18 protein-coding genes are annotated in these 23,167 nt (G+C 62.9%); 15 read left to right on the top strand and 3 right to left on the bottom strand.

The genetic code is table 11. From position 1 onward, the window contains the following. The first annotated feature begins 276 nt into the window (after positions 1-276). The 15 genes from CDA63_RS07150 to CDA63_RS07210 all read left to right on the top strand — a co-directional run bounded on the left by CDA63_RS07150 (position 277) and on the right by CDA63_RS07210 (position 18,579). Positions 277-1,122: a dihydroorotate dehydrogenase gene (locus CDA63_RS07150; RefSeq protein ID WP_088463766.1), complete on the top strand. Its 846-nt coding sequence runs from the start codon at positions 277-279 to the stop codon at positions 1,120-1,122. 128 nt (positions 1,123-1,250) lie between these two features. Next, the gene (gene pyrF / locus CDA63_RS07155) at positions 1,251-2,012 is read left to right on the top strand and encodes an orotidine-5'-phosphate decarboxylase (RefSeq protein WP_088463767.1); all 762 of its coding nucleotides are present in this window, start codon (positions 1,251-1,253) and stop codon (positions 2,010-2,012) included. 112 nt (positions 2,013-2,124) lie between these two features. Then, positions 2,125-2,739, top strand: coding sequence for an orotate phosphoribosyltransferase (gene pyrE / locus CDA63_RS07160; protein ID WP_088463768.1), 615 nt, complete (start codon positions 2,125-2,127; stop codon positions 2,737-2,739). A gap of 125 nt (positions 2,740-2,864) precedes the next feature. Next, a complete protein-coding gene (locus CDA63_RS07165) occupies positions 2,865-5,894 on the top strand; it encodes a phosphoribosylformylglycinamidine synthase subunit PurL (RefSeq protein ID WP_088463769.1) in 3,030 nt (1,009 codons plus the stop codon). Further along, complete coding sequence (locus CDA63_RS07170) at positions 5,894-7,030, top strand: phosphoribosylformylglycinamidine synthase subunit PurQ (protein ID WP_199797510.1); 1,137 nt, start codon at positions 5,894-5,896, stop codon at positions 7,028-7,030. The genes CDA63_RS07165 and CDA63_RS07170 overlap by 1 nt, the downstream gene beginning before the upstream one ends. 43 nt (positions 7,031-7,073) lie before the next feature. Beyond that, complete coding sequence (locus CDA63_RS07175) at positions 7,074-8,006, top strand: phosphoribosylaminoimidazolesuccinocarboxamide synthase (RefSeq protein ID WP_165768224.1); 933 nt, start codon at positions 7,074-7,076, stop codon at positions 8,004-8,006. A gap of 14 nt (positions 8,007-8,020) precedes the next feature. Beyond that, positions 8,021-8,185 (top strand): hypothetical protein, encoded by a 165-nt coding sequence (locus tag CDA63_RS20795; RefSeq protein ID WP_165768225.1) that lies wholly within the window; start codon positions 8,021-8,023, stop codon positions 8,183-8,185. 35 nt (positions 8,186-8,220) lie between these two features. After that, positions 8,221-8,622 carry a hypothetical protein gene (locus CDA63_RS20375; RefSeq protein WP_126546766.1) on the top strand — a complete coding sequence of 134 codons (402 nt, stop codon included), beginning with the start codon at positions 8,221-8,223 and terminating at the stop codon, positions 8,620-8,622. Next, on the top strand, positions 8,606-9,898 hold the full coding sequence (purD, locus tag CDA63_RS07180; protein ID WP_088463771.1) for a phosphoribosylamine--glycine ligase: 1,293 nt from the start codon (positions 8,606-8,608) through the stop codon (positions 9,896-9,898). The genes CDA63_RS20375 and purD overlap by 17 nt, the downstream gene beginning before the upstream one ends. Positions 9,899-10,056: 158 nt before the next feature. Further along, positions 10,057-10,731, top strand: coding sequence for a phosphoribosylglycinamide formyltransferase (gene purN, locus CDA63_RS07185; RefSeq protein ID WP_088463772.1), 675 nt, complete (start codon positions 10,057-10,059; stop codon positions 10,729-10,731). Between the two features lie 62 nt (positions 10,732-10,793). Beyond that, positions 10,794-12,308: an amidophosphoribosyltransferase gene (gene purF / locus CDA63_RS07190; protein WP_088463773.1), complete on the top strand. Its 1,515-nt coding sequence runs from the start codon at positions 10,794-10,796 to the stop codon at positions 12,306-12,308. A 148-nt stretch (positions 12,309-12,456) separates the two neighbouring features. Then, positions 12,457-13,632 carry an AIR synthase-related protein gene (locus CDA63_RS07195; protein ID WP_088463774.1) on the top strand — a complete coding sequence of 392 codons (1,176 nt, stop codon included), beginning with the start codon at positions 12,457-12,459 and terminating at the stop codon, positions 13,630-13,632. 86 nt (positions 13,633-13,718) lie between these two features. After that, complete coding sequence (locus CDA63_RS07200) at positions 13,719-14,138, top strand: hypothetical protein (protein ID WP_126546767.1); 420 nt, start codon at positions 13,719-13,721, stop codon at positions 14,136-14,138. A gap of 294 nt (positions 14,139-14,432) precedes the next feature. Further along, a complete protein-coding gene (locus CDA63_RS07205) occupies positions 14,433-15,392 on the top strand; it encodes a YitT family protein (protein ID WP_088463776.1) in 960 nt (319 codons plus the stop codon). Positions 15,393-15,423: 31 nt separating this feature from the next. Continuing rightward, on the top strand, positions 15,424-18,579 hold the full coding sequence (locus tag CDA63_RS07210; protein ID WP_088463777.1) for a cyclic nucleotide-binding domain-containing protein: 3,156 nt from the start codon (positions 15,424-15,426) through the stop codon (positions 18,577-18,579). 63 nt (positions 18,580-18,642) lie between these two features. On the opposite strand, the gene CDA63_RS07215 is transcribed toward CDA63_RS07210, so the two are convergent. The 3 genes from CDA63_RS07215 to CDA63_RS07225 all read right to left on the bottom strand — a co-directional run bounded on the left by CDA63_RS07215 (position 18,643) and on the right by CDA63_RS07225 (position 23,097). Next, entirely contained in the window at positions 18,643-20,850 is a 2,208-nt protein-coding gene (locus tag CDA63_RS07215; protein WP_126546768.1) for a tetratricopeptide repeat protein, read from the bottom strand. Positions 20,851-20,869: 19 nt separating this feature from the next. After that, positions 20,870-21,394, bottom strand: a complete 525-nt coding sequence (locus CDA63_RS07220) for a hypothetical protein (protein ID WP_088463779.1) — start codon at positions 21,392-21,394, stop codon at positions 20,870-20,872. A 215-nt stretch (positions 21,395-21,609) separates the two neighbouring features. After that, entirely contained in the window at positions 21,610-23,097 is a 1,488-nt protein-coding gene (locus CDA63_RS07225) for a nicotinate phosphoribosyltransferase (protein WP_088463780.1), read from the bottom strand. Positions 23,098-23,167 lie beyond the last annotated feature (70 nt).

The raw sequence follows: 23,167 nt of genomic DNA on the forward strand, positions 1-23,167 counted from the left end.
TACATTTTTACTGACAACTGACAACTGACAACTGACAAAATACAACCCGAGAGCCACCCAACGGCGGCGCGGGGCGGGGTGGTGCAAGGCTGCGGGGTGATAGAAATCAGGGGGGATTCTGACGCAAGTCGGTCCGCGAATTGGCCACCCCGTTTATCGGGTCCGTAACAGCTGGCTGTCAGCTGGCGGTGGAAATACAGAACTGCTTTTCCGGAAGGGGAGCCGCTGCGCACGCAGCAAGGCTTTTCTTGGCGGAAATTTTTACATTGAAAACCTATGCAACTCGGTAAACTCACTTTGCGGAACCCGGTCTGCCTGGCCGCTGCTGCCTGGCAGCTGGAAGGCACCGGCTACGAGCGGTTGGGGGCCATTTTCACCCGCACCGTCACGATGGAGCCCAGGCCCGGGCTTTACGAGGAAGGCATCTGGCAGGTGGATGAGCAAACCCTGCTCAATGCCACCAACATGCGCACCGAAAGCGCCGAGATTATGGTGCACGAATACCTGCCGGGCCTGGGGCGTTTCGGGGTGCCGGTGTTCGTGAGCATCACGGCCCCGGGCATTCCCGGGTTCCGTAAAATCGCGCGCTTCCTGGCCCGCGAAGCCGGCCACCTGCTGGCGGGCGTGGAGGTCTACATCGCCCAGCCCGACACTGGGAAAGGGGAGGAGCTGACCGCCCGCTTTGTGCGCGAGGCCACCCAGGCCGTGCGCGACGAGATGCCCCCCGAAGCGGCCGTGGTCGTGAAGCTTCCGCCCTGGCCCGAGCACATCCGGGGCCTCGCTTTGGGTGCCCAGGAAGGTGGGGCCACCGCTCTGGCTGCCACGAATCTGCTCAAGGCCCTCCACCTGCCCGACGATGCCACCGCCGACCCCGTGGCTGGTGGCCTGTCGGGGGAGGCGTTGCGGCCCGTAGCCCTTCGCTGCGTGTGGGAGCTGGCCCACGATGAACGGATTACCTTGCCCATTTTTGGGACGGGCGGCGTGTTCACGGCTGGCCACGTTACCGATTACCTGCGTTGCGGGGCTTCGGCCGTGCAGATTGCCAGCGCCGAGTGGCTCGAACCCGGCCTCGCGGCCCGCTTGGCGGCTGAGTGCGGCAGCCTCGTGCCAGTGCAGCAGTAGCAGCACGAACCGAAGGACTGCGAAGAGAAGCTCCCGCTTTGGGTTTCGTTGAACAGTTTGATTCGGGTCGTTTTACATCCGCAACGATACGCGAAGCGGGAGCTTCGTGCCACATCCCACCCTCACCCATGCAAAAACTAATTCAGCGCGTTCAGAAGGCAAATTCCCTGCTCTGCGTCGGCCTCGACCCAGTGGGCGACGATGCCCAGATAGCCCGCCGCCTGGCCGACGTCATCGACCAGACTCACGAATTCGCCGCCGCCTTCAAGCCCAACCTGGCCTTCTTCCTGAGCCGGGAAAACGGGGTGCAGCTGCTGCGCGAAACCGTGCAGCGCATCCCGCAGGATATTCCGGTGATTCTGGACGGCAAGTTCGGCGACATTGCCAACACCGCCGACCACTACGCCCGCTTCGCCTACGACGTCATCGGGGCCGATGCCGTGACGGTAAATCCCTACATGGGCGACGACGCCGTGCGGCCCTTCGTGCGCGAGGACAAGCTGGTATTTGTGCTGGCCAAAACTAGCAATAAGCCGCAGTACTCGATGCAGAACATGGCCCTGACCCGGGGCGGCTCGCTGGCCCACGGCGTGGCCCAGGTAGCCTGCAAGCTGGACGCGGAAATTGGCGGTATCGGGCTGGTGGTGGGTGCCACCCACCCCGACGCGCTGGCCCAGGTGCGCGAAATCTGCCCCAAGCAGTGGTTCCTGGTGCCCGGCGTGGGTGCACAGGGCGGCGATTTGGCCGCCACGCTCCGCGCCGGTTTGCGGCCTGATGGAGCCGGCCTGCTCATCAACACCTCCCGCACCATCTGGCAGGCCGAGGACGCCGGAGCCGTGGCCCGGGAGCTAATGGAACAGATGAACGCGCTGCGGCCGGTGGCTGTTTAGAACCGAGAGTAAAAAGAATGTCATGCCTCATCTTGCGTCCGCGCAACGGAGCGAAGTCGAGGCATGACATACAGGTTTCCTTTCACACCTAATATATCATAGCCTTCCTCCCTTGACTTCCCCCGAAACCATCTTCACCCCCGAAACCCTGGAGCAGCAACTGTTGCAGGAAGATGCACTGCTGCGCGGGCACTTCCGGCTCTCGTCGGGGCTACATTCGGATACCTACGTGCAGTGCGCCCGGTTCCTGCGCCGGCCCGACCTGGCTGCGCCGGCCGCCGCCGAGCTGGCCCGGCAGCTGCGCGCAGCCGGCCTGACGCCCGATGTGGTGGTGGGGCCAGCCATGGGCGGCGTGGTGATGGGCTATGAGCTGGCCCGGCAGCTGGGCGTGCCCGGTATTTTCACGGAGCGCGACGAGGCGGGCCAGATGACCCTGCGCCGGGGCTTCACCATCGAGTCCGGCCAGCGCATTATCATTGCCGAGGATGTGGTAACCACGGGTAAGAGCACCAACGAAGTAGCGCGGCTACTGGAAGGGCTGGGCGCGAAAGTTTTGGCCGTGGCGAGTTTAATTGACCGCACGGGTGGCAATGCTGCGCTGAATTTTCCGAACTTTGCCCTGCTGCCGGTAACGGCGGCCACCTACGCACCCGATAATTGCCCGCTTTGCCAGGCAGGTATTCCGGTGGTGAAACCCGGCAGTCGGCCGGAAAAAGCGTTTTCTTAAACCTACTGCGGCGCAACCGGCGCTTCAGCAAGGCATTTTCGGCGTACCTCCGCGTGGGGTGTGCTTCCTCATGACGATGCGTTTATCGTGCATGGGAAACCGAAAAATAGATAACCTCGTCTCTTTTGGAATCGACCCAGCGAACCATTCAGCTCCTGCTTAAGCCCGGCCAGCACGACGGCGACGGCCAGCGCGTGGCGGAAGCCGCCCAGCGCCACCTCGGCCTGCACACCGGCCGCGTGCAAAGCACCGCCCTTTACACGGTGCGCTACCCGGTAACCGACGCGCAACTGCGCGACTTCGCCACCCATTGCCTCCAGGACCCGGTGCTGCACGAGGTGGCCCTGGACGAGTTCCGCCACGGCGCCGAATACAAAAGCTATATTCTGGTAGCCAAGCTGCCCGGCGTGACCGACGACGAAGGCATTTCGGCTCAGAACGCCCTCGGCGACTTCCTCAACGAGCCGCTCGACACCCACACCCAGCACATCTTCTCGAAGCGGCTCTACTTCCTCGAAGAAGCCCTGCCCGAAGCTGACCTCTGCCGCGTGGCCCAGGAGCTACTGGGCAACAAGCAAATCAACCGCTTCGAAATCGGCCCCCTCACCGACATCCGCGACTACACGCCGCGGCCCGGTGGCGGGGCCGAACCCATTACGGAGACGGTGCCGCTGGCCGGCCTCTCGGATGAGGCGCTGGTGAAACTATCCAAGGACAACCTCTACGCCCTGAACCTGGAGGAAATGCGCGCCGTGCGCGACCATTACACCAGCATTCAGGCCGCCCGCGCCGCCGCCGGTCTGCCCACGGACCCCACGGACTGCGAGCTGGAAATCATTGCCCAGACTTGGTCGGAGCACTGCAAGCACAAGGAGTTTTCGGCTCTGATTAACTACCGGGATGCCGACACAGGCGAGGAGTTCGAAGTGGATTCCCTGTTCAAAACCTACATCAAGGACGCCACCGCCGAGGTGGACCGCCAGCTGCGGGCCAACGGCAACGACTGGCTCATCAAGGTGTTCAGCGACAACGCCGGGGCCGTGCGTATTAACCCCGACTCGCTGTTCGTGTGGAAGGTGGAAACCCACAACTCGCCCTCGGCCATCGACCCCTACGGCGGGGCCATTACGGGCATTTTGGGCAACAACCGCGACCCGCTGGCTACCGGCATCGGGGGGGCGCGGCTGCTCTTCAACACCAACGTGCTCTGCTTCGGTAACCCTGAGTTCGATGGCACGCTGCTGAGCAACCAGCTGCACCCGCGCCGCATTTTCGAGGGCGTGCGCAAGGGTATTGAGGACGGCGGCAACAAGTCGGGCGTACCCACCGTGAACGGCAGCATTGTGTTCGATGACCGCTATGCCGGCAAGCCGCTGGTATACTGCGGCACCGGCGCCGTGATGCCCATGCAGTTGGCCGGGCTCGATTCCTGGGAAAAGCACATCGAGCCCCAGGACCGCATCATCATGGCCGGCGGCCGGGTGGGCAAAGACGGCATCCACGGCGCTACGTTTTCGTCGATTGAGCTAGACGAAACCTCCCCCGCCACGGCCGTGCAAATCGGGAGCCCCATCACCCAGAAGCTGGCCATGGACTTTCTGATTCTGGCTACCCGCCGCGGCCTCATCCGGTGTAGCACCGATAACGGCGCGGGCGGCCTCTCCTCCAGCATCGGCGAACTGGCTACCATCAGCGGCGGGGCCGTGGTGGAGCTGGAAAAGGTGCCCCTGAAATACCCTGGTTTGCGGCCCTGGGAAATATTCGTTTCCGAATCGCAGGAGCGGTTTACGCTGGCCGTGGAGCCGGCGAAGCTGAACGAGTTGCTGACGTTGGGCCGGGAAATGGAAGTGGAGTTGACCGACATCGGCTACTTCACCGCCGATGGAAGTTTGGACGTGCGATTTGCTGGCGCTTCGGTGGCGCACTTGGATATGCACTTCCTGCACGATGGTGTGCCGCGCAAGGTGCTGGAAGCTGAGTGGCAGCAGCCCGCCGCCCAGGAGCCCACGCTGGCGGCCGACCTCGATTATACCGACATCCTCACCCGCCTGCTCGGCAGCCTCAACATCTGCTCCCGCGAGTCGGTGATCCGGCAATATGACCACGAGGTGAAGGGGCGCACCATTATTAAGCCGCTGATGGGCGCGACGGGCCAGGCTCCGCAGGATGCGGCGGTAGTGCGCTTCAACTTCGAGAGCTGGGAAGGCGTAGCCGTGAGCAACGGCATCCTGCCCCGCTTCGGGGATTTAGACGCCTACCAAATGTCGGCCGGGGCGTTTGATGAGGCTGTGCGCCAAATTGTGGCCGTGGGTGGCAAGCTGCCCAACCTGAGCTACGGCGACGGCAACTTCTGGTCGGTGAACGATAACTTTTGCGTGCCCGACTCGGTGTACGACCCCATCGGCAACCCCGACGGCAAGCAGAAGCTGGCTAAGCTGGTGCGCATGTGCCAGGCCCTGCGCGACGCCACGGCCGCCTATTGCATCCCGCTCACGAGCGGTAAGGATTCGATGAAGAATGACTTCAAGGCCGATGGCGTGAAGATTTCGGTGCCGCCCACGGTGCTGTATTCGATGACTGCCAAAATTGAGGACGTGCGCCGCACCATCACCTCCGACTTCAAGCAGGCCGACGACGTGGTGTACCTGCTGGGCGAAACCTACAACGAGCTGGGCGGCTCGGAGTTTTACCAGCTCTTCGGTGAGTTGGGGGCCAATGTGCCGCAGGTCCGGTTCGAAGCCGCTAAGGCACTCTATACGTTAATAGGAGAGGCCAACGACCAGGGCCTGATTCAGAGTTGCCACGACCTGTCGGATGGCGGGCTGGCGGTGGCGCTGGCCGAGGCCACGTTTGGCTACGGCTTCGGGGTCGAAGTGGAGCTGCCGGAAGGGCTGCCGACGCACGTGCAGCTGTTTGCGGAGTCCCACTCCCGCTTCGTGGCTACCGTGGCGCCCGAGGACGTTACCGCTTTCGAACAGCACTTCGGGAGCCGCGCCACCCGCCTGGGCCGCGTAACGCCGGACGGGCAGCTCACGGTGCGCCACCAGGGCCAGCCGGTTATATGGGCCAGTTGCGCCGCCCTGCGCCACACCTGGACTAATGGGCCGGTGAACCGTATTATTGGCTTTGGCCAACCTGAAACCGCGCATCAGTAATGGAAGACGATAAGCAACAGCCTAACCTGCCCGACCTGAACCTGCCCCCGCGTCCCCGCCCCGAGGACCCCGGCTACGAGGTCGTGGACGCCGATGGCAACATCATGCTGCCCGGCTACAAGAGCGTTGACGGCGGCCATGAAAGCAATGAGCCGCTGAAAAGCGCTTCGGCAGAACAGCCCGACAACGAGCAGCCACCCGCCGACGGCTTGGCCGAAGAAGGCTCAGCCGAAGAGCCGAAAGAACAGCAACCGACCACCAGCAACCAACGACCAGTAAAGGCGCTTATCCTGACCGGGTTCGGCATCAACTGCGAGGAGGAGTTTGCGGCGGCCTACCGGCTGGCGGGCGCGGCGCCAACCATTGTGCACCTCAACCAAGTGCTGCACGGCCAGGTCAGCATCCACGACTACGATATCCTGAACTTTCCCGGCGGCTTCAGCTTCGGCGACGATTTGGGCTCGGGCGTAGTGCTGGCCAACAAGCTGCGCTACCGCAAAAACGACGCGGGCCGCACCCTGCTGGACGATATCCGGGAGTTCGTGGCTGCGGGCAAGCACGTGCTGGGCATCTGCAACGGCTTCCAGGTGTTGGTGAAGCTGGGCCTGCTACCCGATCTGAGCGGCACCGTAACCCCCGAAGTAACACTGACCCATAACGCCTCGGGCCGCTATGAGGACCGGTGGGTGCGCCTGCAAGTCAACCCAAAATCGAGCACGCCCTTCCTGAAAGGCATTACGTCGATGGAAGTGCCCGTGCGCCACGGCGAGGGCCGCCTCATTATTAAAGGCACCGCAACGCTGGATGCCATTGAGAAGCGGGGGCTGAACTGCCTCACCTACGCCGACTTCGACGGCTCGCCCACCGACGTGTACCCCTCCAACCCTAACGGCGCCGACCTGAACTGCGCCGGCCTGACGGATACGACGGGCCGTGTGTTTGGCCTGATGCCCCACCCGGAGGCTTTCCTCTCCCTGTACAACCACCCCGATTGGGCCCGGCGCAAGCGGGCCGATTCCTCTATTTCGGAGGAAGGGGATGGGCTGTGGTTGTTTAAGAATATCGTGGAGCATATTCAGCGTCAGCAGCCTGCCGCTACCACAGCGCCTCAGGGAGCCCGCCAGTTTTCATTTTAAAGACATCGTAATCCACCAGCCCGGCCGGTTGACTCCTTCTTCTATGAAAACCCTCAACCACTTCGCAACTCCCCAGCTCGAACTCCTGCACCGCGGCAAAGTCCGCGACTCGTACCGCGCGCCCTCCGGTGAGCGGCTCATCGTGGTGACGGACCGGCTGTCGGCCTTCGACTCGGTGCTGGAAACGCCCGTGGCCCACAAGGGCGCGGTGCTGAATGGGTTGGCCGCCTTCTGGTTCGATAAGACCAAGCACATCGTGCCCAACCACGTCATCAGCCTGCCCGACCCCAACGTGACGCTGGCCAAGGAGGCCGAGCCAATCCGGGTGGAGATGGTGGTGCGCCACTACCTCACCGGCTCCATGTGGCGCGGCTACCAGCAGGGCCAGCGCACGTTCTCGGGCGTGACGGTGCCCGATGGCCTGACCAAGCACCAGCAGTTCCCGGAGCCCATCGTCACGCCGACCACCAAGGAGGAATCAGACCGCGAAATCACGCCCGACAACCTGGTGAGCGAGGGGTGGGTATCGGCTGATTTGTATGAAAAGATGCGGGTGAAGGCCCTGGAGCTGTTCAACTTCGCCTCCGCCTGGATGGCCGAGCGCGGCATCATCCTGGTTGATACCAAGTATGAGTTCGGCCTCTTCGAGGGGGAGCTGATCCTGATTGACGAAATCCACACGCCCGATTCGTCACGGTTCTGGAGCGCCGAGGACTACGCCAGCAACCCCGAAACGGCCGAGCAGATGGACAAGGAGTATGTGCGCCAGTGGCTGATTGCCAACAAGCAGGACGGCCAGTACCCCCGCGCCCTCACCCCCGAAGTAGCCCAGGAGGCCACCCGCCGCTACCTCGATATCTACGAGCGCATCACGGGTAGCCCCCTGCCTACCGGCAACGAAACCACTCCTGGCGGCGACGTACAAGCCCGCCTCGTGGCCAACCTGGTGCGCGCTGGTATCATGAAAGAAGCCTGAAATCGTTGGTAATTATGCTTTCAACTACTCCTGACCTCATGATAGTGCATCCCGACAACGCCGCCCAGTTAGCCGTGCGTCCCCTGAACCGGCCCCGTCTGCGTGAGCAGCTCAGCCAGGAAATCCAGCAAACCAAAGCCAAGTTGCGGGCCGCCGACTCCAAGTTTCGGGTGATGTAAATTGGATGGCAAACAGCAAATAGGAATAGGGTATTATGAAAGACGTTGTAAAATATTTTGTAAGCCCCCTTCTTCTATTCTTCCTGCTGATTTATGCCCTTTCTTTTACTCCAGGAGGAGTTCAAGCCTCAGCAGAATCGGATTTTCATAATGTGGTCGGAATAGATGTAGATATTGATACCAGCGTTTTCTCCGGACCCATAAAGCTGGATTACAACGATTATAAATGGGTGTATATATTTCCTGAAGGCGATACGGCAGATGTGTATATCCACGTGTCGCCGCTGCCCTTAGCCTTTAATATCATACGCTATAATTCTTCTGATGACAGAAGAGATTTTGACGACCTCCCAGGAAGAGAAAGGTATAAAGAGTCACGGCAGAAATCAAAGTCAGAAGAACAATCTCAAGTAAGTATCCATGAGCCTCAGCAATAAACCCATAGTACTTCTCGGCGGCGGGGCCCGCGAGCACGCCCTGGCCTGGAAGCTGACCCGCGACGGGGCTACCGTGCACGTGCTGCCCGGCAACGCCGGTATTCCCAACAGCCACCCCGAAATCGGTATTCTCGACTTCCCCGCCATTAAAGGCTTCTGCGAAGCCCGCGGCGCGAAGTTGGTGGTGGTGGGCCCTGAAGCCCCGCTGGCGGCGGGCGTGACGGACTTTTTCGCGGGCTCCGACATCCGGGTGTTCGGGCCGGGCCGGGCCGGGGCGACACTGGAAAGCTCCAAGGTGTGGAGCAAGAACTTCATGCGCCGCCATGGCGTGGCTACGGCCCTGTCATGGCAGTTCCGTTCCGATAAGCTGGACGAGGCCCGCGCCAAGGCCGCCGAGCTGAACGGGCAGGTGGTGGTGAAGTTCGACGGGCTGGCCGCCGGTAAGGGCGTGTATGTGTGCTCGTCGGTGGAGGAAGCCAATACTGCCCTCGACGACCTAGAAGCCCACCACAGCGGCTGGTTCAGCTTCCTGCTCGAAGAAAAGCTCAGCGGCCCCGAAATCAGCATTATTGGCGTGACGGACGGCAACCGGGTGCGCCTGTTGGCCCCCTCCCAGGACCATAAGCAGCTGCTGGCCGGCGACCAGGGCCCTAACACCGGCGGCATGGGTGCTTACTGCCCCGTCCCGTTCGCCGATGATAACATCCTGGCCGCCATCCGCACCGAAATCATCGACCCGACCTTGGAGGGCATCCAGACGGAGCAGTTCGAGTTCAAGGGCTTCCTGTACTTCGGTATCATGCTCACGCCCCAGGGCCCGAAGCTGCTCGAATACAACGTCCGCCTCGGCGACCCCGAGGCCGAGGTGCTGCTGCCGGCCCTGGAAAGCAGCCTGCTGGAGCTCATCGAAGCCACCCTCGACGGCACCCTGGCCCGTTGCGTCGTGCGCCAGCGCCCCGGCTACTACGCGGGCGTGGTGCTGGCCTCGGGCGGCTATCCGGCTAGCGGCTTCTCCACCGGCTTTCCCATCACGGGCCTCGACCAGCTCCATCCCACCATTCTGGCCTTCCACGGAGCTACCAAGCGCACCGAAACCGGCGAGTTGCTCACCAACGGCGGCCGGGTGCTGGTGCTGGTAGGCCACGGTATGGAACTGGAAGATGCCGTGCAGCACGTGTACCGCGAAGCGAAAAACGTTAACTTCCAGGACGTGTATATGCGCACTGATATCGGCCAGCGGCCGGAGCCCACGCGTATTTTCAGTGAACTGCGGTGAAGAAAGACACGGCCCATACGGTTGCCTCCCCCCCCGGCCCCCTCTCCTTCAGAGAGGGGGAGCCTAACGGGCCTATTAGCACTGAATCGTCTGGCTCCCCCTCTCTGAAGGAGAGGGAGTCGGGGGGGGAGGCAGCTCATAAGGCCATCCGCCTCGCCATGCTGCTCTCTGGCCGGGGCTCCAACATGGTGGCCCTGGTCAAAGCGGTTCATCAGGGGGTATTGCAGGAGCTGGCCGAAGTGGCAGTGGTGTTCAGCAACAACCCCGAGGCGGCCGGCCTCGAAACGGCTGCCGCACTGGACTGCCCCACCGCTAGTCTTAGCAGCCAGGGCCGTAACCGAGCCGAGTTTGATGCTGAGGTAGTAGAAATACTCCAGGGATACCAGCCCGATTACGTGGTGCTGGCCGGCTACATGCGCGTTTTGTCGCCCACGTTCGTGCGGGCATTTCGGGGCCGAATCGTCAACATTCATCCTGCCGACACCCACCAGCACCAGGGCCTGCACGCCTACGAGTGGGCCTTCGACAACCAGCTGCCCGAAACCAAAATCACGGTGCATCTGGTAGATGAAGGCCTCGACACCGGCCCCATTCTGGCCCAGCACCCCGTGGATTTGCGCGGGGCCGAAACCCTGGCCGAAGTGGAGCGCCGCGGCCTGGCCGTGGAGCACCGCGTGTACGCCGAAACCCTGGCCGAGCTGATAAAAGGCGAACTGCCCACGTTCACCATGGAGGCCGTTCCTACTCCTTTAACTGCCCACCCAACGCCATTATCGTCTGGCCCCGCCTCTGCTTTTTCGGCGAGAGAGCCTGAGCAGGCGGCGACCAGCTAGCATACCACCCACCACCCAACCGCAGCGGCCCGGCAACGGGCAACTGGCAACAGACAACTGAAATGTGCGGAATAGTAGGTTTTTACGGTCCCGATGACGTCGCCCACGACATCGTATTTGGCCTGACGGCGCTCCAGCACCGCGGCCAGGATGCGGCCGGCATGGCCACCTTCGACGGCAATTTCCACCTCTGCAAGGGCAACGGCCTCATCTCCGACGTGTTCCGCCCCAAGCAGCTGCGCAAGCTCAAGGGCAACATCGGCATCGGCCACGCCCGCTACACCACCCAAGGCTCCGGCGACGCTGAACTGGCCCAGCCGTTTACCACCAGCTACCCCTTCGGGCTGGCGATGGTGCACAACGGCAACGTGATTAACTTCCGCTCGGCGGCCAAGCGCCTGCACGAGAAGTACCACGTGCTGCCCAAAACCAGCAACGACCTGGAGTTGATCATGTACACCTTCGCCTCCGAGCTGCGCCTGAAAAACCTCGATGCGCTGTCGGTAGTCGATATTTTCGATGCCGTCGAAACTACCCAGGAGTTGGTAAAGGGAGCCTACGCCACCGTGACCATCATTGCCGGGCACGGGCTGCTGGCCTTCACCGACCCGCTGGGCATCCGGCCGCTGGTGCTGGGCCGCCGCCTCACCGAGGCCGGCCCCATTTACGCCTTCACCTCCGAAAGCACCTGCTTCGACTACCTGGGCTTTGAGTTTATCAAGAATGTGGGGCCGGGGCAGGCTATTTTTATTGACAACAACTTCGAAGTCCACTACAAAAACCCATACCAGCTGCCCAAGGCGTTCTGCGTGTTCGAGCACATCTATTTCGCCCGCGAAGACTCCACGATTCATGGCCGGCTGGTGGCCCGCGAGCGGGTGCGCCTGGGCAAAATGCTGGCCCGCAAAGTCATCGAGTCGGGTATCCAGCCCGATATGGTGATTGACGTGCCCTCGTCGGGCTACTTTGCGGCCTCGGGGCTGGCGGAGGCCATTGGAGTGCCCTACCGCCGGGCGCTGGTGAAAAATAACCACATGGGCCGCTCATTCATCGTCAGCAGCCAGGCCGGCCGCGAGGACATCGTGCGCAAAAAGCTCAACCCCATCCGCGAGTTTGTGGAGGGCAAGAAGATTGCCGTGGTTGATGACAGCATCGTGCGCGGCACCACCTCGCGGCGCATCGTGCGGATTCTGCGCGAGGCCGGGGCCGCCGAAGTGTACTTCATCAGCAGCGCCCCGCCCATCATCGCGCCCTGCATCTACGGCATCGATATGGCCATGAGCACCGAGCTGATTGCGGCCAACTACACCGAGGAGGAAATCTGCCGCTACATCGAGGCCGACAAGGTCATTTACCAGTCGGTGGAGGATTTGCAGGAGCTGTTTGCCGAAGATAAGGGTCACGGGGGCGGCTGCTTCGCCTGCTTCACGGGCCAGTACCCTACCGGCGACGTGACCAAGTACCTGGGCCACATTCAGGAGGAGCGCCAGAGCCACCGCGGCGAGAAACCCAAAAAGGATGCTGGCGGCCTCGTGCCCTCCGTCAGCGCCAAAGCCCCCGAGCCGACCGAGCATTAACCCCACCCCCGGCCTCCCTTGCTCAAAGCGCAACATCCTCCGGGAGAGGGGTGCGCTCAATGACTTTCCTCAAAATAGTAACTCATAATCCATTCGTCTGGCTCCCCCTCTCCCGGAGGGGTTGGGGTCGGGGGCTGGGGTCTACTACATGAACGAATCTATCAAAGCCACCGCCGGCTACTCCATCGAAGAAGGCAACAACGCCTCCCGCAACGCCTACGAGTGGGCCCAGAAAACCTTCGCCACCCGCGCCGGCAAGCCCGGCGAGCCGGCCCAGGATTTGGCGGGCGGGTTCTCCAACGAAATCCGTTTCGGCAACGAGCGGCTGGGCATTGGCTCCGACGGCATCGGGACCAAAATTGAGGTGGCCGAGCGCCTCGACCGCTACGATACGCTGGGCTACGACCTGATTGCCATGGTGGCCGACGACCTCATCGTGGCCGGCTTCGTGCCCACCAACCTCTCCAACATCATCGATGTGAACACGCTCGATTATACGGTGGTCGATGAGCTGATGCGCGGCCTGCACGACGCGGCCCAGTTCAGCCAGATAGCCGTAACGGGCGGCGAAATTGCCGAGCTCGGTAACCGTATCGGCGGCTACCCCGGTGCGAAAATGAACTTCAACTGGTGCTCGACGGCCGTGGGCGTGCTGCACCCGAGCCTGGAGCGCCCGCTGAGCGGGGCCAACGTGCGGGCCGGGCAGGCCGTGGTAGTGCTTCGTTCGCCCTCATTCCGCTCTAATGGCTATTCGCTGGCCCGCCGCGCCCTCACCAAAGCCTTCGGCGAAACCTGGCACGAAGCGCCCTACAGCGAAGCAAAAAGTAAAAGTGATAAAGTAAAAGCCGAGGGGCAGCAGTACACTCAGCACGAAAAGCTAACAGCTAACAGCTCTCAGCTAACGGCCAAAACCTGGGGCGAGGTGATGCTGGCGCCGTCGCTCATTTACTCGCCCGGCGTGGCGGCGGTGCTCGATGCGGGCCTACCCCTGCACGCGGCGGCCCACATCACGGGGGGCGGCATTGCCGATAACTTCAAGCGCGTGCTCAAGAACGGGGTCGGGGCCGAGCTTGATAACCTCTTCGCGCCCCTGCCCGCCATGCAGCAGCTGGCCGAGCTGGCCGGCATCACGCCCACCGAAGCCTACCTCTACTGGAACATGGGCAACGGCATGCTGCTGGTCACCGACGAAGCCCAGGCCGAAGCGGTAGCCGAAAACCTGCGCGCTAGCGGCTACCAGGCCCAGGTAGCGGGCCGCATTACGGCCACCCCGGGCGTGACGCTGCGCGTGGGCGCAGGCGAGTTGCGCTACGAGGCCAGTTAACCGGGCAGCAGCACCGGCCCAACAAACCACGCACCGACAATGCTACCCGCTCAGGGAAGGTTGTCGGTGCTTTTATGTCGGAGAATATGTACCGCTATTTTGGTGATGCGGCCTTTCAGCAACGGGCTGACAGATGGCAGGAGTTGGTCGCGACCATCCTACCCGTGGCAAATTATCTGGAAGTGCAGCAGCTTTTTGCCGCCCAGCTACCCGCGCCACTCCGGTTGGCCGGAGTGCCGGTGCCCGAACGTCTGGCCCGGGTGTACGGGGCCACCCACCGCTTCGCCCTGACACCGGAAGTAGCAGTCTTCTGCCAGCAACGGCCCTATAGCGACTGGCAGAACAGTGCGTTCGAAGACCCGGCCTTCTTCCTAAACGACACGCTGCTGCTGGGCAGCATCAGCCATGAAGATGCTGTCGTGCTGCGGCTGAGTGCCGTGGAAAGGCAACAACTGAATGCCACGGGCTATGACTTCTGGTGCGAATGGCCGCTGGATGCGCAATAACAGCGGATAAGTGCTTCTAAATTAAAATATATAATGATTTTAATTTATTCTTACATGTTTATTAGTTAAATTGGGTTGAGTAATAGCCATGGAGTTGGGTCTGGTGGGGGTAGCACCCGAAGCAGACAGCAGTAGAAAGACGTAAGAAAAACAGGCAGGCGTGACTCCCGGCTGCTCTAGTGGTAGCACTTGGGTAACGCTATAGGGGCAGGAACTCAGGCGCTATGAGGACCAGCGCAGGAAGGGCAGCCAGCTCTTTCGGAGCCGCTGGGGTCGAGTTTTTTACCTGAGCACATGGTACCGAACCAGCCATTTTCTGCTTCTTCATTGGGGCACACCGTCGCGCCGGTTTCGGCCCGGGTGGCGGCCGCCAGCGCCCTGCTGTCCCTAAATCCCACCCAGATCCGGCAGAGGCTGCTGCAACTGTTGCTGCTGGCGGCGGGCGTTTTTTCGGCGGCCCTGGGGCTGAAGGGGTTTCTGTTGCCCAACGAATTTATTGACGGGGGCGTGACCGGCATTTCCATGCTCATCAGCCACCTGACCGGTATTTCGTTATCGGTTTTGATTCTGGTCATCAACATCCCGTTCATTGTGCTGGGCTATTACCAGCTGGGCCGGGAGTTTGCCCTCAAAACCCTGGTCACCATTCTGGCGCTGTCGGGGGCCTTGTGGGTGCTCTCGTTCCCGGCCCTTACCCAGGACAAGCTGCTGATTGCCGTGTTCGGCGGATTCTTCCTGGGGGCCGGTATCGGGCTGGCCATGCGGGGCGGTGGGGTGCTCGACGGCACCGAGATTCTGGCCGTGTACATCAGCCGCCGCCTGCCCGGCTCCATCGGCGACGTAATCATGGTTATCAACATCATCATCTTCGGGGTCGCGGCCTGGCTGCTGTCCGTCGAAACGGCGCTCTACTCGATTCTGGTGTATCTGTCGGCCGCCAAAACGGTGGATTTTGTGCTGGTCGGCATCGAGGAGTACACCAGCCTGACCATCGTTTCCTTTCACAGCACCGAAATCCGGCAGCTCATCACCGACAAGCTGCACCGGGGCGCCACGGTGTACGAATGCACCCAGGGCTTCGGCTCGCACGGGCACCAGCGCCTGAAGGTGGAAGCCATCTTCACGGTGGTTACCCGGCTGGAAGTTATCGGCCTCACCCGGGCTATTCATGCCATCGATCCGCAAGCCTTTGTGGTGATGCAAAGCGTGAGTGATACCCGGGGGGGGCTGATCAAGAAACGCGCCCTGCACTAACGGCCGGGCTGGGTCCGAAAGCCACAACACAATGAATCTGACCTCATGGTACCGCTCTTTGGGGGTAAGGCCGGGCGAGTTACAAACCGTCTGGCACTTCTCGCTGCACAGCCTCTTGCTGAATGGCGGTACGATGCTCGTGTACGTTGCCGCGACGGCCCTGCTGCTCGAAAACGACCCGGTGCATACGCTGCCGTTGGCCTACGTGCTGGGGGCGCTGGCCATGCTCGTGGTGGGGCGCGGGTACGCTTGGTGCGAGCAGCACTGGCTGCTGCAGCGGTTGGTGGTCAGGGCGCTGCTGGCCGTGTTAGTGGGTACGCTGGTAATGGCCGTAGTAGTGCTGATGGGGCCATCGGTGTCGGCGGCCGTCGCCATTATGGTAGGCTACCGGCTGATTTATTTGCTCACTTACCTGGCGTTCTGGGGCACTTCTACTGCCTTGTTCAACCTGCAGCAGAGCCGGCGCCTGTTCAGCCTCATTAACGCTGGCGATTTGCCGGCGAAGGCGCTGGGCGCCATTGGGGCGGTAATGCTGCAGGTACAGGGCGGGGTTTTCGGGCTGCTGCTGGTGGCCTTCGGGCTGTATGGCCTGGCCTGGCACCTGCAGCGCCGCACGTTTACCGGCCCGCCCCTCCGGCTTACGGCCCGCCTCAACCCGGCCGAGCCGGCGCGCATTGCCGCCGGCATCGCCCTGATTCGGCACATGGGCCTGAGCATTCTGGCCCTAACGGTGGTGGCCGTGGGGCTGGAGTATCTGTTTCTGCGGCTAGTCAGCCGGAACCTGCTGGAGCCCGCCCGGTTTCTGCATTACCTGAGCGGGCTACTGGCGCTCCTGTATGTCGGCGGCACCCTGTTGCGGCTGGGCGTGGCGCGCTATAGCCTGAGTAGCCTGGGCCTGCGCCGGACCTTTATTCTGCTGCCCCTGGTGGCGCTAGGGGGCGTGGTGCTCGGGGGCGTGCTCCCACTGGTAGGAATGGGGCAACTGTTCTTTTTCAGCGCCCTGCTTATGGGGGTGGAAGTGCTGCGCCGCGCCCTGCTGGAGCCGGCCTTCCTGATGCTGTTCCAATCGTTGCCGCTTCCGTTGCGCCTGCACGGGTATACGGCCACCAAGAGCGTGTACGAGCCGCTGGGCCTGCTATTGGGCGGCGGGTTGCTGCTGCTGGGCCTGTATAGCGGTGCTACCCCCTGGCCACTATGGGCAATTCTGGGCTGGATGAGCGTTTTCCTGCTGCTGGCCCTGGTCGTGCTCCGGCGGACTTACCAGCACTACCTCAACGAACTAAAATCGGCGCTGGGCCTGCCCGTTACCTCCACCGCGCCGCCCGCCAAGCCGGAGGTGGCCCTGTCTACGTCGCTGCACGCGCTGCTGCATCTGCAGCGGGCCGATCTGCCCACCCTGGTTCGGCACGCCGAGCGCCTGTTGCGCCATCCGCACTGCCAGGTGCGACTGCGCACGTTGGCGGCGGTGGGCCTGAAAGCCGGGCCTACCTTGCTGCAGCAGTTGGCGCTAACCGATGAAAACGCCAACGTCCGGGAGCAGGCCAGCCGCCTGGCCTGCCGCTCGGCGGCCAACCCCAACCTGCTGCAGCACGCGGATATGGCCGTGCGCAAGGGCGCCATCCGGGGCCGGCTGGAAGCCGAACCGGCCGATGCCGATGCCCAGGCCAGCTTGGCCGCTTTGGTGGCCGATGAGTGCTGCCAGCTAACGGCCCTGGCCCTGGTGCGCTTTCTGGAGCCCGCCGAACAGGTGGCCTGTATCTTGGCGGGGCTTAAAAGCACTGACCCGGCGCTAGCGAAAGCCGCTACGTTGGCCGCTTCGGCCGTGGCCCCGGCCGTGCTGGCCGCGCCGCTGCTGGAGCTGTTACAGCAACAGGCGAACCGCAAAACGTCGGCCAACGCCCTGGTGCAGCTCGGCGACGCTGTATTGCCCTGGCTGCAGGAGGCGTTGAACAGCAGCACCCAGGAACGATACCTGCGGGAAATAGCCCAGGTAATTGCCCGCTTATGCACCGCAGCCGGGCGGCAGCTGCTGCTGGAGCTGGCCCAGAGTGCCAACCTGTGCCAGCGGGCGGCGGCGTTGCGGGCCCTCAACGGGCTGCCAGCGGTAGCGGCCGAATCGCCCCTGTTCCTGCGGCTGGTGGAGGACGAAATGAGCCTGGCCCAGCACCTGGTACACAGCATGGTGGCGGCCAACGCGGAACTGCGTGCGGCGTTGCAGTACGAGGCCCGCAAGTGCCAGCGGCGCTTGCTCACGCTGCTGCTCCAACTCTACGACCGCACGAAGCTGCTTACGGTGCAGCGCAGCCTGCTACACGCCGATAGCGAAGCGCGGCCCGCCGCCCTGAAACTGCTCGATAACCTGCTGCCGCGGCCCCTGTACCAGGGCATGCAGGCCCTGCTGGATACCACGCGCATCAGCGAAAAAATACAGGCCTTCGACGACCTGCTGGGGCCCATTGCGCAGCCCGAGCCCATCCAGACGATGATTATTCGGCGGGGTACGGCGGCGTTTTCGGCCTGGACGGTAGGGGTGGCCCTGCGGCAGTGGCACCCCACGCCCGAAACCGTGGGCCATCTGCAGCCGCACCTGCAAAGCCCCCACCCCTTGCTGCGGGAAAGTGCGGCGGAGGCGCTACAGAAGCTGCCCCTGCAACGGCCCGCGGCCTACGATCAGCTCTTAGTACTTTATCCCACACTCCTTACGCTAACTACTATGCCTGACCAGTCTGCCGATTCCGTCGTGTCGTTTGTGGAGCGCGTCCGGATGCTGAAAAACACTACCCTGTTTGGCCATACCCCCGAAAGCGTGCTGGGGGCACTTGTTCCGGTGATGCACGAGGTAAACTTTGAGCAGGAGCAGGAAATCTTCGCCAAGGGCTCCCGGGGCACTTCGCTGTTCATCATTTACGAAGGCGAGGTGGGTATTTTTAATAACTGGCAGCTGCTGATCACCTTTGGCAAGGGCGAGTTTTTCGGGGAGCTGTCCCTGCTCGATGCCGAGCCCCGCTCGGCCACTGCCGTCGCCCTCAAGCCCGTACGGGCCTTCCGCATCGATCAGGAGGACTTCTACGAAGTAACGGAAGACTGCACCGAAGTATCGCGCAGCATCATGCGCGAACTGTGCCAGCGCATCCGCCGGCAGAACGAGAAAACAGCCCAACCAGAGCCAACCCCCCACTCGACCTGATGGTAGCTACGGGTGCAGCTCACAAAAGCCCCAGCTACTGCCCGGGCACGTTCGGGCCGGCCCTTACCGGGGCAGCCGCACGATAACCTCGGTGCCCGCGCCCGGCTGGCTGCGGAGGCTAAACGTGCCCCCGTGGCCCTGCACCACCACATCGTAGCTCAACGACAAGCCCAGGCCGGTGCCCTCGCCGGGTGGTTTGGTGGTAAAAAAGGGCTGGAGCGCTTTGCGGCGCGTTATCTCGTCCATGCCCGGGCCATTATCGCAAATCCGAATCTGGACGTGTTGGGCCAGCAGGCTGGTATGCACTTCCAGCTTAAGCGCCGCGCCCGGCGGGCACTGCGCCAGGGCGTAAAAAGCATTGGCGAAAACGTTGAGCAGCACCCGGCCAATATCCTGGGGCACCACCCGCAGGGCTGGCAGCTGGGGGCTGAAATCGGGGAGCAGCGTGGCGGCGAAGGCTGGGTTTTTCGCCCGGAACAGCTGGTAGGCCAGGGTTAGGTGCTCGGCCACCAGCGTGTTCAGGTCGGTGGTTTCGAAGATACCGGCGCTGGCCCGGGAGTGCTGCAACATACCCTTCACGATGCTGTCGGCGCGGTGGCCGTGCTGGGTTATCTTCTGCAGGTTTTCCGTGAGCGTGGCCAGCAACTCGGTGGCATACGCTTTTTCGGCCTCCGGAAGCTGCTGCCAGGGGCCATCCATAAACTCCTCTACCAGCTCGGTACTCACCTCCGAAAAATTGTTGACGAAGTTGAGCGGGTTCTGAATCTCGTGGGCGATGCCGGCCGTGAGCTCGCCCAGAGAAGCCATTTTCTCGCGCTGAATCAGCTGGTTCTGGGCGGCTTTTAAGTCGGCCAAAGCGCGGGTGAGGTCGGCCAGAGTCCGGGTCAGGTCGTCGCGCTGGCGAGCAATCTGGGCATTTTTGACGTTCAGACGGTGATTGGTGCGCTGCTTGAGGTACACGTTGCGCCACAGCAGCCCCGCTACCAGCACCAGCCCCGCGAGCCCGGCCAGCAGCCCGTACAACTGCAGGCGCTGGCGGGCGCTTTCCTGGGCCTGAAGCTGCCGGGTTTTGGTGAGCAGTGCAATCTGGGTCTGCTTTTGGTCGAGCTCGTAGCCATAGCGCAGGGCGCTGGTTTTACGCTGGGTGGCCTCGCCGGCCAGCGTGTCTTGGTAGGCCGCGAACAGGCGCTGCTGCTGGTAAGCGGCCAGGTAGTTGCCCCGGGCGGCGTAGGCCTCGGCCAGCAGTTCGGTGGCCGTGGCTAAGTGGCCGTTGCTGCGGGTTTGCTGGCTGAGCTGCCGGGCGTGGGTGGCCAGCACCAGAGCGCTGTCGGGCTGGCTGAGCCCCAGAAAAGCCCGCGCCAGCAGCAGTTCCACCGAGGGCCGGTTGAAGTCGTCGTTGGTGGTGCCCACCAGCGTACGGGCGCGGCGGCCGTGCAGCAACGCGCGGCCAGGCTGGCCCTGCTGGGTATACACCTCGGCCAGCCCGATTTCGTTGGCCAATTGGTTCTGCATATCGCCCATGCGCCGGCACACGGCCACCGCCCGCCGGAAGTAGCGCAGGGCTTCGGGCCAGTTGCCCTGGGCCTGATACAGGCTGCCCAGGCTGTTGAGAGCGGCGGCCTCCACCTGCTCGTCGCCGAGGCGGCGGCCGTCGCGCAGGGCCCGGCGCAGCATGGGTTCGGCGCTGGCGTAGTCGCCCAGCTTACTGTAGGTATCCCCAATAATAGCCCGCAACTGGGTTCGCACGGCTTTATCAGTGGTTTGTTCGGCCAGCCGCAGCCCGCGTAGCCCCCAGCGCAGAGCGGCAGTCAGGTTGGCCTGCTGGGCATTGATGAGGCTTAGCTCCAGGCAGGCGCGGGCCTCCCGGGGCCGGTCGTGGCGGCGGGCGTAAAGCTGCTGAGCCAGCTGGGTGTAGTAGCGGGCCGAGTCGTAGTTGGGTAGGCGGCGGTGCAGAATGCTCAGCCAGAGCAGGCTCCGGCCAATGTCGGCCGAATCGGCCAGCTGCTGCGAGAGGCGCAGGGCCTGGTGGCTTAGCCGGATGGCCTGGGGCGCATCGGTGGCGGCCAGCTGCAGTACCAGCGCGTGCAGGCGCTGCACCCGCACCGTGTCGGGGCGCCGCTGGCTTTGCAGCAGGTGGCGCAGGCTGTCGGCGGCGCGGTTCTGGCACTGCCCGCCCGCGCCGGACCCAGCATCAGTCCCACTACCAGCAGCCAGGCGAAGCACCGGACCCAGCATAGCAAGGCCGGAGCGCACCCCATTACGTCGGGGCACGCTAACGGGCGGCCCCACCTCATTTGGGCGGGTACACCGGGTTGTTGATAACGCCAATCTGGTTGCCCTCGGGATCTAAAACGATAAACCCCCGCACTTGCGTCACGGCCTCACCGGTTGAGGACCGTGCATCGGTGGTATGGTTGCTGTCGAGCTGCCGTAGTTTCTGGAAGAGCCCGCCGTTGAATTTATTGGCCCGGTTGGCGCTGAGCGACGCAAATTTGGCCACTACGTCCTCGGGCGTCGGCAGTGTCCAGTAGAAAACCGCTTCGCGGAGCTGCAAAAACCGGGGGTCGGTTTCCAGGCGCACTTCCATCGCGTCCACGTTGAACACGGCGTAAGGGTAGGGCACCGCCGACTCGACTCGGGTGGGGGGCTTACCGAAGAAATCGGTGTACCAGGCCACGGCGGCGGGCAGGCGGGCGGCACCGCTCACAGGATACACAAGCGTTTTCTGGGCCGAGAAGGACGCCGCTGGTATATCCTGCGCGTTCGTGAAGGCAGGCCAGAGTAGGAACAGAAAAATCCAACAGGCATTCTTCATAAGTCGGTAACTGAAAGGAACCGCTACGTGACAGCGGCTGCTCCGCAAACCGGCACAGCCGCCCATCCCAAGCTGGCACCATGAATAGGGCATAGGACTAAGTTAATAAAAAATATAATATATTATAATTTATCTATCCTTGGGCTCAGCCAAGTCACCCGGCCTCTGGTGTCGGGCCCGCCACTGTTGTTCTTGCGCAGACACTTGGATTTCGTTTACGCCCTGCGTCCGGCCCGCTTCTCCACAATCAGCTTCGTGCGGTAGTCGTGCAACGACTCCTCCAGGCCTACGGGGTAGGTGTGGGGGTTGAGGAAGCGGCGGACGCTGGTGTCGAGGCTCAAGACTTCGCGGTGGGCCCGGGCCCGGCTCTCTTCGAGCGTGGGCAGCGGCCCCACCAGGCGGCCCCGCCGGAACACGGGCTCCAGCAGCTCGCGGAATGGCGCATGGGGGCGCACATTCCGGCGGCGGGTGGCGTCGAGCGGGTCCACGATGGTCAGCTGTTCGGGCAGCGGCTCGGCGGTGTTGTAAAGCATATCGGCGCGGGGCTGGCCCTGCTCGTTTTCGTAGCGCCGCACCTGCAAAATGCCCGGAATGCTGGTTTTGGCCAGTTGCTCGCTGAGCTTAATGGTGAAATCCCAGCCCGAATCATCGGGCTTGCGCAGGGCGGCCAGCTTGTAAACGCCCCCTAAAGCCGGCTGGTTGTAGGCCGTTACGAGCTGGGTGCCAATGCCCCAGGTATCGATTTTTGCGCCTTGCAGCTTGAGGCTGGTAATGAGGTTTTCCTCTAAGTCGTTGCTGGCCACGATGCGCACCTGCGGGAAGCCGGCCTCGTTGAGCAGCTCCCGGGCCTCGCGGCTCAGGTAGGCCAGGTCGCCCGAATCGAGGCGAATGCCACCCAACTCGTGGCCCTGGGCCCGCATGGCGCGGGCCACCTTAATGGCGTGGCGCACGCCCTCCAACGTATCGTAGGTGTCAACCAGGAACACCGAATCGTCGGGGAAGGCCTGGGCGTAGGCCGTAAAGGCCGCTTCCTCGTCCTCGAACGCCATCACCCAGCTGTGGGCGTGGGTACCCTTCACGGGGATGCCAAACCGCTGCCCGGCCAGCACGTTGCTCGTGGCATCGACCCCGCCCAGGTAGGCGGCGCGACTGGCCGAAAGACCCCCATCGGGCCCCTGTGCCCGGCGCAACCCGAATTCAAGCACCGTATCGGCGCCGGCGGCCTCCCGGATGCGAGCGGCCTTGGTGGCAATCAGGGTCTGGAAGTTGACGAGCGTGAGCAGGGCCGTTTCGATGAGTTGGGCCTGGAGCAGCGGCCCGCGCACCCGGATGAGGGGCTCGTTGGCGAAGGCTACCGTGCCCTCGGGCATGGCGTCTACATCGCAGCTAAACGTCATTTCCTTCAGATAGGCCAAAAAATCGGGCGGGAACATAGCCCCGCCTTTCGTCCCGCGCAGGCTGCCCAGGTAAGCCAGGTCGTCGTCGGAAAACGTCAGGTTCTGCAGGTAGTCGGCCACAAAGGCCAGGCCAGCGGCCACGGCGTAGCCGCCCTGGAACGGGGGGCGGCGGAAGTAGAGGTGGAATACGGCCTCACGGTCTTGCAGGCCTTGTTGCCAGTAGCCGTAAGCCATCGTGACCTGGTACAAGTCGGTGAGCAGGCTGAGCGAGGGCGCGTAGAGGCCAGAAAGGGGAGCAGAGTTCATGCAAACAGCAGTTGAGACACCGTAGCTTACGCAGAAACGCTCATTTAGGCGGTATTTCCGCATGGCCCAA

The organism is Hymenobacter amundsenii (genome assembly GCF_002204745.1).
In the GTDB taxonomy this organism is placed as follows: domain Bacteria; phylum Bacteroidota; class Bacteroidia; order Cytophagales; family Hymenobacteraceae; genus Hymenobacter; species Hymenobacter amundsenii.

What these genes read in the sequence shown, in the direction of transcription:
- CDA63_RS20795 (WP_165768225.1), top strand. Translation starts at nt 8,021, where the DNA reads ATGCTTTCAACTACTCCTGACCTCATGATAGTGCATCCCGACAACGCC.
- CDA63_RS07210 (WP_088463777.1), top strand. Translation starts at nt 15,424, where the DNA reads ATGAATCTGACCTCATGGTACCGCTCTTTGGGGGTAAGGCCGGGCGAG.
- CDA63_RS07200 (WP_126546767.1), top strand. Translation starts at nt 13,719, where the DNA reads ATGTACCGCTATTTTGGTGATGCGGCCTTTCAGCAACGGGCTGACAGA.
- CDA63_RS07195 (WP_088463774.1), top strand. Translation starts at nt 12,457, where the DNA reads ATGAACGAATCTATCAAAGCCACCGCCGGCTACTCCATCGAAGAAGGC.
- CDA63_RS07205 (WP_088463776.1), top strand. Translation starts at nt 14,433, where the DNA reads ATGGTACCGAACCAGCCATTTTCTGCTTCTTCATTGGGGCACACCGTC.
- CDA63_RS07225 (WP_088463780.1), bottom strand. Translation starts at nt 23,097, where the DNA reads ATGAACTCTGCTCCCCTTTCTGGCCTCTACGCGCCCTCGCTCAGCCTG.
- pyrF (WP_088463767.1), top strand. Translation starts at nt 1,251, where the DNA reads ATGCAAAAACTAATTCAGCGCGTTCAGAAGGCAAATTCCCTGCTCTGC.
- CDA63_RS07220 (WP_088463779.1), bottom strand. Translation starts at nt 21,394, where the DNA reads ATGAAGAATGCCTGTTGGATTTTTCTGTTCCTACTCTGGCCTGCCTTC.
- CDA63_RS07170 (WP_199797510.1), top strand. Translation starts at nt 5,894, where the DNA reads ATGGAAGACGATAAGCAACAGCCTAACCTGCCCGACCTGAACCTGCCC.
- CDA63_RS07150 (WP_088463766.1), top strand. Translation starts at nt 277, where the DNA reads ATGCAACTCGGTAAACTCACTTTGCGGAACCCGGTCTGCCTGGCCGCT.
- purN (WP_088463772.1), top strand. Translation starts at nt 10,057, where the DNA reads ATGCTGCTCTCTGGCCGGGGCTCCAACATGGTGGCCCTGGTCAAAGCG.
- CDA63_RS20375 (WP_126546766.1), top strand. Translation starts at nt 8,221, where the DNA reads ATGAAAGACGTTGTAAAATATTTTGTAAGCCCCCTTCTTCTATTCTTC.
- CDA63_RS07175 (WP_165768224.1), top strand. Translation starts at nt 7,074, where the DNA reads ATGAAAACCCTCAACCACTTCGCAACTCCCCAGCTCGAACTCCTGCAC.
- purD (WP_088463771.1), top strand. Translation starts at nt 8,606, where the DNA reads ATGAGCCTCAGCAATAAACCCATAGTACTTCTCGGCGGCGGGGCCCGC.
- purF (WP_088463773.1), top strand. Translation starts at nt 10,794, where the DNA reads ATGTGCGGAATAGTAGGTTTTTACGGTCCCGATGACGTCGCCCACGAC.